Source organism: Vibrio sp. A11 (assembly GCF_013048705.1).
Classification (GTDB): domain Bacteria; phylum Pseudomonadota; class Gammaproteobacteria; order Enterobacterales; family Vibrionaceae; genus Vibrio; species Vibrio metschnikovii.
Window position 1 is genome coordinate 94439 of record NZ_VHSI01000012.1, and the last position, 10929, is coordinate 105367.

Genomic DNA, 10929 nt, shown 5'->3' on the forward strand with positions numbered 1-10929 from the left:
CCCTCGCGTGGCGATAGCTTCACCGCCATCGCCAAGTGAATAAGGAACTATGCTTATGATTACTGAACACAAAATTCCTCTCGGACAATGGATGGAGTCGTTTGTTGACTGGCTGACTATTCATGGAGAACGATTTTTTGATGTGATCGCTTTTGTATTAGAAAGTAGTATTTTATTGTTAATTGATCTATTTAAAGCCATGCCACCAGCCGCTCCCATTTTGATCACGGCCGCTTTGGCTTGGTGGCTACATCGCAGCTTCTCTCTGGTCATTTTCATCATTGCTTCATTACTACTGATTCTTAACCTTGGCTACTGGCAAGAAATGCTGGAAACCTTTGTTTTGGTGTTTGCCGCAACAACGATTTCCGTATTAATTGGCGTACCAATTGGTATTATGGCTGCTCATCGAGCTTGGCTATACACCCTATTGAGACCGATTCTTGATTTGATGCAAACCGTACCAACGTTTGTCTACCTGATCCCGACCCTAGTTTTATTCGGTCTTGGCATTGTGCCGGGGCTGATCTCAACGATTATTTTTGCCATTGCCGCCCCGATTCGTCTGACCTATTTAGGGGTAACCCGAGTTCCAGAAGAGCTGCTTGAAGCAGGTAAAGCTTTTGGCGCTAGCAAAATGAAGCTGTTGTTTAAAGTCGAACTTCCCGCCGCTTTACCCAGTATCATGGCCGGTATCACCCAATGTATTATGCTTTCGCTGTCAATGGTGGTCATCGCAGCCTTAGTCGGTGCCGATGGTCTTGGTAAACCCGTCATTCGCGCCCTCAATACGGTGAATATTTCCCAAGGCTTTGAAGCCGGTCTCGCCATTGTATTGGTTGCCATCATTCTTGACCGTTTATGTAAGACGCCGCAACGTAAGGAAAACAGCTAATGAATGCGATCACGATACGTAACCTTGATGTCGTCTTTGGCGACAATCCCCAACCTGCATTGGATTTACTCGATCAAGGCAAGTCCCGCCAAGAAATTAATGCTGCAACCGGCACTGTGGTTGGCGTGAATAACGTGAGCCTTGATGTTGAACAAGGTGAAATTTGCGTACTCATGGGGCTGTCCGGTTCCGGTAAATCAAGCTTGCTACGCGCTATTAATGGCTTAAATTTGGTGTCTCGCGGTTCACTACAAGTTCAAGATGGCCAGGATTCAATTAATCTAGCCGATTGTAATCAAACCACACTGCGTCAACTGAGAATGCATAAAGTCTCGATGGTATTTCAAAAGTTCGCCTTAATGCCATGGTTAACCGTGCTGGATAACGTCGCTTTTGGTTTAGAAATGCAGGGCGTTGGTAAAAAACAACGTCGCCAGCAAGCCAGAGAAAAGCTACAAATGGTTGATCTACAAGAGTGGGAAGATAAATACCCACATGAACTCTCAGGCGGAATGCAGCAAAGGGTTGGACTCGCCCGAGCCTTTGCCATGGACAGCGACATACTATTAATGGATGAGCCTTTCTCTGCTCTTGATCCTTTAATTCGTAGTCAGCTACAAGATGAGCTATTAAGCTTGCAGAAGAAACTCAATAAAACCATTGTCTTTGTCAGCCACGATCTCGATGAAGCGTTAAAAATCGGCACTCATATCGCGATTATGGAATCAGGAGAGCTGATCCAACATGGCACACCGGAAGAGATTGTATTAACCCCTACCAATCAATACGTCAAAGATTTCGTCGCTCATACCAATCCATTGAATGTACTGAAAGGTCGTTCGTTAATGAAAGACGCATCCTCTTTCAGTCAAGATCAACAACGCTGGCAAGTTTGCTCGCAACGTGATTTATGGTTAGAACATAAGGAACAAGGTTGGCAGTTAACTGGCGCTAATCATCAACCACCCTCATTACAGCTGATGACTTGGCAATCAGGAATGCCAACCACGGAACTAAACTCGACCACTTTAGTGATGGCCAGCCCTGAAATCAGTATGCGCGATGCGATAGAGATACGTTACAAAACCGGTCTACCTATCCTACTCATCGATAAGCAGCAACTTGTTGGTACGCTAAATGACGATGATTTTTATCACGCGCTATTAGGTAAATATCATCAAGCCGCTTAATCGCTTTGTGACTCATCGCTATCCGTTAACAGGCTTACTTATCTAATAAATGAAAAAAGCACCAAGAAAGTTATTCATTACCTTGGTGCTTTATCTCAACAACTTAATAAGCTTCGTTTGATAATTGCTTTTAGCTTAAAAGACACATATTAACTAAGTTTTAAGTTAACTAAGCTTCAAGTGTCAAAGCATCCGTCAAAGTGATGACAAACTCTTACTGGTTAATGTTTCACGTGAAACATACCCTCCAGAATACACCGAGTGCCAGTCTTGCCATACCGCAGCAAGTCCACGAGCTTCAATAATAGTCGCCACCTCTGCCGCGCTTCGCTGATCACTGATCGTAAATTGCTCCAATTCTGGTTTATTATCCGCATACCCTCCCGGTTGGGTTTTCGAAGCTGCCGACATACTGGTGATACCAAGCAACATAGCATGATCGCGAAATTCAGCCGATTCACGAGTAGAGAGCGATAACTCAACCTGCGAATTAAATAAACGAAAGGCACAAATTAACTGCACCAACTGTTTATCTGTCATCAGTGACTTGGGAGGCACCCCTCCCGCACAAGGCCGTAAACGTGGAAATGAAATAGAATAGCGACTTTGCCAATAGGTCTTCTCTAAATAATCGAGATGTGCTGCGACATAAAAACTTTCCGTACGCCAATCATCCAGACCAATTAAAGCCCCTAAACCGATTTTATCGATCCCAGCTTTGGCAAGGCGATCGGGAGTCGCTAACCTAAATTCAAAATCCGTTTTCTTGCCACGTAAATGATGCTGAGCATAAGTAGAAGGATGATACGTCTCCTGATAAACCATCACCGCATCTAAACCTAAGCTTTTTAATTCCGCATATTCCGCTTGCGCTAACGGCTGCACCTCCATTGCCACATGATGAAAAGCGGACTTAATTAACGGTAACATTTGCCGAAAATAATTCATGCCGACTTTAGTTTCATGCTCACCAGTTACCAATAACACACTATCAAAGTTCATTGCTTTAATGGCGGCTATTTCTTGCTGCACTTCATCAACATCAAGAGTTTTCCGCTTAATGCGATTTTCCATCGAAAAACCGCAATAGCTACAGCTATTGGCACACAAGTTCGATAGATACAGCGGTACATACAAGCCCATCGTATGGCCGAAGCGTTGGCGAGTAGCAGCATAAGACAGCTGAGCCATCTGCTCAAGGTATGGCTCAGCTGCTGGTGACAGCAAAGCCTGAAAATCGGTTAATGTCCTAATTGGCTTGGCTAACGCCCGCTCGACATCTGTAGTTGTCTTGCTATATATGGACAGCTTAATATCATCCCAATTAAGTTCAGCAAAGCGATTTAGAAAACTCATAGTATCAATCCAAAAAAGCGGTCAACGGACTTGAGGCCACCGCTTGTTGACCTCGAGCGGCTAATCCTGCTTGATAAGCTAAGCGTCCGGTTTCGACCGCTTGCTTAAAAGCCTGCCCCATCAAAACGGGATCAGCGGCAGTCGCAATCGCTGTATTGACTAATACCGCATCGGCGCCCATTTCCATCGCTAACATCGCATCAGAAGGGGCACCAATGCCGGCATCAATAATTACTGGCACATTGGCTTGTTCAAGGATGATCTTTAGAAAGTCTTGTGTTCTTAACCCCTGGTTACTGCCTATCGGCGCTCCTAATGGCATGACCGCCGTGCAGCCCACCTCTTCCAAGCGTTTACATAACACAGGGTCGGCGTGGCAATAAGGTAAAACAATAAATCCCTCTTTCACTAATTGTTCAGCGGCCAGTAAAGTTTCGATCGGATCGGGCATTAAATATTTCGGGTCTGGGTGGATTTCCAGTTTAAGCCAATTCGTTTGCAGCGCCTCTCGAGCAAGATGGGCAGCATAAATCGCTTCACGGGCGGTTTTCGCTCCCGAAGTATTGGGCAATAGCTGAACACCAGCAGCGATCAAGGGCGCGAGAATGTCATCCTCACGGTGCTGTAAATCGACTCGCTTTAAAGCCATCGTCACCAACTGCGATTGGCTAGCGGCTATCGCTGCTGCCATGGTGTGGCGATTGGCAAACTTGCCAGTGCCAGTTAATAGCCGTGATTGAAACTGAGTTCCTGCAATAGTTAACATCATTAACCTCCTGCGATGGCTTGAAATATGGCAATCGTGTCACCGTCGTTAACTATGGTTTGCTCCCATAAACCTTGGGGAATAATGCCATCATTAAGCGCAAATACACTGCCCACGTTGGGTAACTGTAATTGCTGTTGTAATTCAGCAATGGTGATCGGTTGTGCTAATTGCTGCAGCTGTTGATTAATAGTCACAGAGATGGTCATTAGGTAATCTCCTCTTGGTGAAAATGATCAGCAAAAGATGACGTTGCTGTTGAAGATGCTGAATGACACACCGGACAGTGAGGATCAGCCGCTAGTCGCCATTGCTGCCAACTTAACTTGTGTCCATCAAAATAGTGCAGCTGTTGATATTTAACCGAGCCAATATCGAGCAAGACTTGTAAGGTCATTAAGGCTTGTAGATTACCTATCATGCCTACTATCGGTCCAATTACCCCACTATCACTGCAATTACGCGCTGAGTTATGCTCAGCCACTAGACAACGATAGCAAGCGGTATGTGGCTGACGAAAATTAAACGCGATACATTGACCTTGCCAGCCAATCGCTGAGCCAGAAATAAGTACAGCGCCATGCTGGAGACAGACTTGGTTTATCGCATAGCGCGTGACACTATTATCACTACAGTCGACAACAACATCGGCCATCGGTACTTCTATATTTAATAGCGCCTCATCCATCCGCCGATTGACGCAACGGATGCGTACTTCAGGGTTTAAGCGCTGTAGAGATTGCTGTAAAGCCGAGACTTTCGACATTCCTACTTGTTGAGTTTGAAAAGCGATTTGTCGAGATAAGTTAGAGACTTCTACCGTATCGTCATCAGCTAGGATCAGTTTGCCAACCCCTGCAGCGGCAAGATATTGGCCTACCGCATTGCCTAAACCGCCACAACCAATAATCAACACCTTGCTTGCGAGCAATGTGATTTGCCCTTGCTCAGCAATATCAGGCAAACAAATCTGACGTTGATAACGTAAAAATTGCTTATCCGTTAACATCGGCCACCTCCTGAGTTGATAGCTTTTGCTCCTGCGGCTTACTAGCTAGTTGAGCTTGGAGATGCTTAACTGCGGCGTGTACATCATCGGCCTCAGTAATGGCACGCACGACGGCAACACTGGCAACGCCACATTCCACTACCGATTGAATATTGGTTAAATCAATACCCCCGATCGCTACCGTTGGTAACTCTCCCTTAATGGTACTGTCTCGTTCTATAGTGAGTTGTTGATCGAGAGCTGAGGCGGGCGCTAAATATCGATAGTCGGTACTGCTATCTACTAACTGCTGGTATAGCGCCAAACGTACCAACCCCTGAGGACGTGAAGGCATTTGCTTGGTTGTGGTAGGAAAGATATGCCCTAATGCGATATAACTCGGCCTGATTTTTAACGCGGTCAGTAATTCAAAGTAACCATGGGTTGATAACCCTAAGTGGATGTTAGCCTTAGCTAAAGCATCAAGATCCGCTGTTTGTAAATCTTCTTGTCCCAAGTGAACACCAAATGCACCATGCTTAAGCGCCAATGGCCAATAATCATTAATAAAGACCTGAGCTTGATACTGGCGGCCCAATTCAATCGCACGAACAATTTGCTGTTCTAAATCCACTTGCTGAGGATTTTTTATCCGTAGCTGAAGTGTGTTTATGCCGAGCTTAAGCAAGGATTCTACCCAAGCGATATTATCCACCACCGGATAAAGACCTAAGCTCTGTTTAGCCAGTGAGGGAAAGCTGATCGCTCTAGTTTCATCGACCAGGCAAGATTGCACAGCAGGGAAATAAGCATAATCCTTTGGCCATGTTTCACGTGAAACATTCAGCGCAGCCCTAGCGATGCATAAAGCATCTTCAAGGGCAAACTCCAAACATAGTGCCGCGACCAACCACGCTAAATGATGCCAAGCCTGGGCTGGAGATAACATCGCCCCCGACAGGAACATTAATTCACCATCGGTGTGTCGACAAATATCCCTTTGCTGACCTTGATAGGAAGCGCCAATCAACACGGTGGCTGAGTCTAGGTTATCAATATCACTATCGCTCTTACGCGACTGATAGCCAATGGCAATAGATGCCAAGTTTTGCCGTGATGGCTCTGAGCCTGAGAAAGAAGGAAAGAGATCCGTCTGCAACGAGTAACGATGCTCGCCAAGCAGCTGCATCGATTGGGTTGGACTAACACCCAACTCAATCGATTCGATCGCAAAACCTTGCTGCTTAGCAAGTAATAAGACTTGCTGAACGGCTCCCGTTAACTCAATACAATGATCAGGGATTAATAGTTTCACGCTTTACTCCTCCGCTGTCACCGCTGGATGATACAACTGTGAACCGGAGGCACGAAATTCTTGCGATTTTTGCTGCATACCTTGTAAAGGACTTTCCAGCATAGTCACCGAAATAGCCTGATCCGCCGCCACTTGCTGTGCATCGTTAGCGTACTCTCTCACTTCTTGAGAGATCTTCATCGAGCAAAATTTAGGACCACACATTGAGCAGAAATGAGCAACTTTGCCAGATTCTTGCGGTAAAGTTTCGTCATGAAAAGCTTTAGCAGTGATCGGATCAAGTGATAAGTTAAACTGGTCTTGCCAACGAAATTCAAAACGAGCCTTCGATAACGCATTATCTCTTACCTGAGCACCGGGATGACCTTTCGCTAAATCCGCCGCATGAGCTGCTAACTTATAGGTAATTAAGCCGGTTTTTACGTCTTCTTTATTCGGTAAGCCTAAATGCTCTTTGGGTGTCACATAGCACAGCATGGCGCAACCAAACCAACCTATCATCGCTGCACCAATCCCTGACGTGATATGATCATAACCCGGTGCAATATCCGTGGTTAAAGGGCCTAAGGTATAAAAAGGCGCTTCATGACAATGCTTAAGTTGCTCGTCCATATTGGCTTTAATCATATGCATGGGTACATGGCCAGGCCCTTCAATCATCACCTGAACATCATACTCCCAAGCAATTTTAGTCAACTCACCAAGGGTCCTTAGTTCGGCAAACTGCGCCTCATCATTGGCATCAGCAATCGATCCAGGACGTAAACCGTCACCAAGCGATAAGGAAATATCATATTGAGCACAAATCTCGCAAATCTCACGAAAATGGGTGTATAAGAAATTTTCTTGGTGATGGGCAAGGCACCATTTAGCAATGATAGAGCCGCCACGGGAGACAATCCCAGTAACACGTTTTGCGGTCATCGGTACATAACGCAACAGCACGCCTGCATGAATGGTAAAATAGTCAACGCCCTGCTCCGCTTGCTCTAACAAGGTATCGCGCATCACCTGCCAGGTCAGATTTTCAGCAACGCCGTTAACCTTTTCTAACGCTTGATACATAGGAACAGTGCCTATAGGTACTGGGCTATTACGTAAAATCCACTCCCGAGTTTCATGAATGTTACGTCCAGTGGATAAATCCATTACCGTATCTGCCCCCCAACGGGTGGCCCAAACCAACTTCTCCACCTCTTCTTCAATAGAAGAGCTCACTGAAGAATTACCGATATTCGCGTTCACTTTGACTAAAAAGTTGCGGCCGATGATCATGGGTTCAGATTCAGGATGATTGATATTACAAGGAATGATCGCTCGTCCAGCCGCGACCTCTTGACGGACAAATTCAGCGCTAATCTCAGCAGGTAAATGGGCACCAAAGTTTTCACCTGGGTGCTGATGATTAAGCTGCTGATCTTGATACTCTCGCCGTCCCATATTTTCACGTAAGGCGATAAACTCCATCTCAGGAGTAATGATGCCTTGTTTGGCATAATGTAACTGAGTGACTCGTCTACCCGCTTTAGCTCGTCGAATGTCAGGTAACTGGCCATATCTCAGCTCATCGAGAGTTTCATCGGCTAAGCGCTGACGGGCAAACTCTGAACTCATCACCGGTAGCGTTTCAGTATCACCACGCTCTGCAATCCATGAATCACGCAGCTTAGGCAAGCCATGTTTTAAATTGATCGTATAGTTTGGATCGGTATAGACACCTGAGGTGTCATAAACAGGGATGGGTTGATTTGCTGAATAGATCGGTGCTTGTTTAGTGCCACCAATCAAGCTGTCAGCTAAAGTAATTTCGCGCATCGGTACACGAATATCTGGTTTCGAGCCTTGAATATAAACTTTATTAGAATTGGGGTAAGGTTGAACTGAAAGTGAATCAATAAACTGTTTTGCTTCCAGTCTTGCTTGTTTACGAATCGACATAGCATTTTCCTGTGTTATTCATTAGGGATAATGCTTGACGGAAAGATGCAACAAGAGGGGATCAACAGATCAGTGGTGTGTAGATAGGGTTAACAATAAGACACCACAAATTGTCTTCTCTTGTTCCCTTCGCAGGTATTAGCCTGATCAGGTTCAACGGATCCCGAATAAACGGTCTCAGCCATATGGCACTCCGACAAGTGAAAACTAGCATACAAGATTATATAAATTTAGCAATCTAGTGATAACAGCAAAATAGTTAACAGTTATTGCTTATTCTTTTTACTCGCCATCGCCTGAGCGACGGTTTGGTCTATTTTAGGTGGTTGATAAGGAGAAATACGTTTAGCCACCGCAATACGTTGTGAACCATAAATACCAGTATGACCACTGGCGTAATAAGCAATAAAACAAACTAAAGCAAAGTAGATCAGATGATCAGCCCCAAACAACTCAACCCCCATAATAATGCAAGCTAGAGGAGTATTGGCGGCGGCGGCAAACACCGCTAAAAAGCCTAGCGCAGCGAACAGCTCAACCGGTGCCCCCATTACCCATGCAAGGAAATTACCTAGTGTGGCTCCAATAAAGAATAAGGGAGTAACTTCGCCACCTTTAAAGCCAGCAGCTAAAGTTATTGCCGTTAAAATCAATTTTAATATCCAGCTATTCCATTCAGCGCCACCGGCCTCAAATGCAGAAGTGATGCTCACTCCACCTTCACGTATAGGATAAACACCAATACCAATATAATCATAGTTACCAATTAACTTAACGATAGCAATCACTAACAAACCACCACAAAATACAATTAAATAAGGATTGCGTAACCTACGTAGAAACCAAGCTTTCAAGCCTGATGTTAGTTCACTAAACAATAAACCCACTAAGCCAAATATCACGCCAGCAATCAATATCTTGCCAGTTAAAATAAAATCAATCGATATAGGATGCTCAAACAAACTATTGAACTGGGCAAAGCCGATATTGTAGTGCGTATGATGAGCCCCTACCGCACTGCATACCACATCCGCTAAAACCGCAGCAATCAATGCCGGTAGTAATGCTTGATATTTAATCCTACCGACTGACAGGACTTCCACGGCAAAAATAGCTCCCGCAATCGGGGTGCCAAACACCGAACCAAACCCCGCGGCAATTCCTGCAACCAATATAGAGCGTTGATCAGATTCATCCAGTTTAAACACGCGACTAAACCAAGCTGATACCGCGCCGCCAATTTGCACCGCCGTACCTTCCCGTCCCGCAGAGCCACCAAATAGATGAGTAACTACCGTCGCAACGAGTACAAAAACACTCATCCGAAAAGGAATTTTCTCATTCGATTGATGAATTTGGTCGATAATCAGATTATTACCACGCTCGGAAATACCTCCCCACTGGCGATAAAAAAATACTAATCCTAAACCAGCAATAGGAAGCCCATAAATTAAATGCGGGTTATCGACACGAGTCTGAGTCGCAACTTCCAAAGCCCATAAGAAAAAAGCATTCATCAAGCCGACTAAAATTGCTAATGGGGTAACTAGCAATGTCCAACGTAATGTTTGTAGTACAACGTGAGGTAAATGATCCAGAGATTTGATAGACAAAATTTATGCTCCCAATGATGTACAAATCATTTAATAATGATTTGCTTCACTTCCACCGATCATCATTCAATAACGAGATTCAGCGCTAACTAAATAGATAACAGGCATAATAATAGTCGTGATTAATGTAAATAACGTAGCGAAACACTGATTAAGCGTCTTTAAAAAGCGTTAACTTTATAATACTGAATAATAAGCAATAAACGGTGTGAGGATAAAATTGGTTCTTTGAGGTGTGCATCATTGCTTCACTCTTAACAAAAGGGATAAAACGCAATGATTCTGTGATGAGCCAAATGAGCTGTACACAGACACAACAAGAACTTATCTTGTTATCTCATTGCATGTACAGACGTCATCAGCTTGAAAAGCGGTTTAGCATAACTGCTAGGTGGAACATCATCACCTAGCCGCATTTTACCTAACCAACAGCATTAAACAATACTTAGAATAAGGTTTATTTTGGGACTCTATCAGTGGAGCGGACGGGACTCCCTGCTATTAAAAACAGGCGCGCCCCCCGGCGTGACAGGCTGGCATTCTATTCAATTAAACTTATCCGCTGTCTGCTTTTCTTTCGTATTAATAACGAACAACAAAAAAATCCCCAGCATTGCTGCTAGGGACTCTTATCAGTGGCGGAGCGGACGGGACTCGAACCCGCGACCCCCGGCGTGACAGGCCGGTATTCTAACCAACTGAACTACCGCTCCACATTGTCTTGTTACTCGATAAAGTCTGATTGGCTGCTTTATTGAGTTTCTGTCTTCAGACCTTAGGTCTAAACACAAGTATTAAAGCCTGGCGATGTTCTACTCTCACATGGGGAGACCCCACACTACCATCGACGCTGTTTCGTTTCACTTCT

General features: G+C 44.8%; 9 protein-coding genes, 1 tRNA gene and 2 riboswitches. Of the genes, 2 read left to right on the top strand and 8 right to left on the bottom strand.

The features are described 5' to 3' along the window. Positions 1–49: 49 nt before the first annotated feature. Together choW and choV are read left to right on the top strand one after the other, a co-directional pair. On the top strand, positions 50–895 hold the full coding sequence (gene choW, locus FKQ60_RS13100; RefSeq protein WP_040903560.1) for a choline ABC transporter permease subunit: 846 nt from the start codon (positions 50–52) through the stop codon (positions 893–895). After that, positions 895–2085: a choline ABC transporter ATP-binding protein gene (gene choV, locus FKQ60_RS13105; RefSeq protein WP_170906625.1), complete on the top strand. Its 1191-nt coding sequence runs from the start codon at positions 895–897 to the stop codon at positions 2083–2085. The genes choW and choV overlap by 1 nt, the downstream gene beginning before the upstream one ends. Before the next feature lie 195 nt (positions 2086–2280). On the opposite strand, the gene thiH is transcribed toward choV, so the two are convergent. The 8 genes from thiH to FKQ60_RS13145 form a co-directional block, all read right to left on the bottom strand. Further along, the gene (gene thiH / locus FKQ60_RS13110; RefSeq protein WP_154169737.1) at positions 2281–3441 is read right to left on the bottom strand and encodes a 2-iminoacetate synthase ThiH; all 1161 of its coding nucleotides are present in this window, start codon (positions 3439–3441) and stop codon (positions 2281–2283) included. 4 nt (positions 3442–3445) lie between these two features. After that, positions 3446–4207 carry a thiazole synthase gene (locus FKQ60_RS13115; RefSeq protein ID WP_154170723.1) on the bottom strand — a complete coding sequence of 254 codons (762 nt, stop codon included), beginning with the start codon at positions 4205–4207 and terminating at the stop codon, positions 3446–3448. Positions 4208–4209: 2 nt separating this feature from the next. After that, entirely contained in the window at positions 4210–4416 is a 207-nt protein-coding gene (thiS, locus tag FKQ60_RS13120) for a sulfur carrier protein ThiS (protein ID WP_170906626.1), read from the bottom strand. Further along, the gene (locus tag FKQ60_RS13125) at positions 4416–5216 is read right to left on the bottom strand and encodes a HesA/MoeB/ThiF family protein (protein ID WP_154169733.1); all 801 of its coding nucleotides are present in this window, start codon (positions 5214–5216) and stop codon (positions 4416–4418) included. Before FKQ60_RS13125 ends, thiS begins: the two co-directional genes overlap by 1 nt. Further along, a complete protein-coding gene (gene thiE / locus FKQ60_RS13130) occupies positions 5203–6510 on the bottom strand; it encodes a thiamine phosphate synthase (RefSeq protein ID WP_154169731.1) in 1308 nt (435 codons plus the stop codon). Before thiE ends, FKQ60_RS13125 begins: the two co-directional genes overlap by 14 nt. A 3-nt stretch (positions 6511–6513) precedes the next feature. After that, entirely contained in the window at positions 6514–8448 is a 1935-nt protein-coding gene (thiC, locus tag FKQ60_RS13135) for a phosphomethylpyrimidine synthase ThiC (RefSeq protein WP_154169729.1), read from the bottom strand. A gap of 107 nt (positions 8449–8555) precedes the next feature. Further along, positions 8556–8654, bottom strand: a riboswitch (TPP riboswitch). Positions 8655–8714: 60 nt separating this feature from the next. Continuing rightward, entirely contained in the window at positions 8715–10061 is a 1347-nt protein-coding gene (locus tag FKQ60_RS13140) for a voltage-gated chloride channel family protein (RefSeq protein WP_158137547.1), read from the bottom strand. A 342-nt stretch (positions 10062–10403) separates the two neighbouring features. Continuing rightward, positions 10404–10477, bottom strand: a riboswitch (Fluoride riboswitch). A 220-nt stretch (positions 10478–10697) separates the two neighbouring features. After that, positions 10698–10774: transfer RNA gene (locus tag FKQ60_RS13145), tRNA-Asp, on the bottom strand. Positions 10775–10929: the final 155 nt, after the last annotated feature.

Coding starts and splice junctions, on each gene's coding strand:
- thiC (WP_154169729.1), bottom strand. CDS start 8,448: ATGTCGATTCGTAAACAAGCAAGACTGGAAGCAAAACAGTTTATTGAT.
- choW (WP_040903560.1), top strand. CDS start 50: ATGCTTATGATTACTGAACACAAAATTCCTCTCGGACAATGGATGGAG.
- thiH (WP_154169737.1), bottom strand. CDS start 3,441: ATGAGTTTTCTAAATCGCTTTGCTGAACTTAATTGGGATGATATTAAG.
- choV (WP_170906625.1), top strand. CDS start 895: ATGAATGCGATCACGATACGTAACCTTGATGTCGTCTTTGGCGACAAT.
- FKQ60_RS13125 (WP_154169733.1), bottom strand. CDS start 5,216: ATGTTAACGGATAAGCAATTTTTACGTTATCAACGTCAGATTTGTTTG.
- thiS (WP_170906626.1), bottom strand. CDS start 4,416: ATGACCATCTCTGTGACTATTAATCAACAGCTGCAGCAATTAGCACAA.
- FKQ60_RS13115 (WP_154170723.1), bottom strand. CDS start 4,207: ATGTTAACTATTGCAGGAACTCAGTTTCAATCACGGCTATTAACTGGC.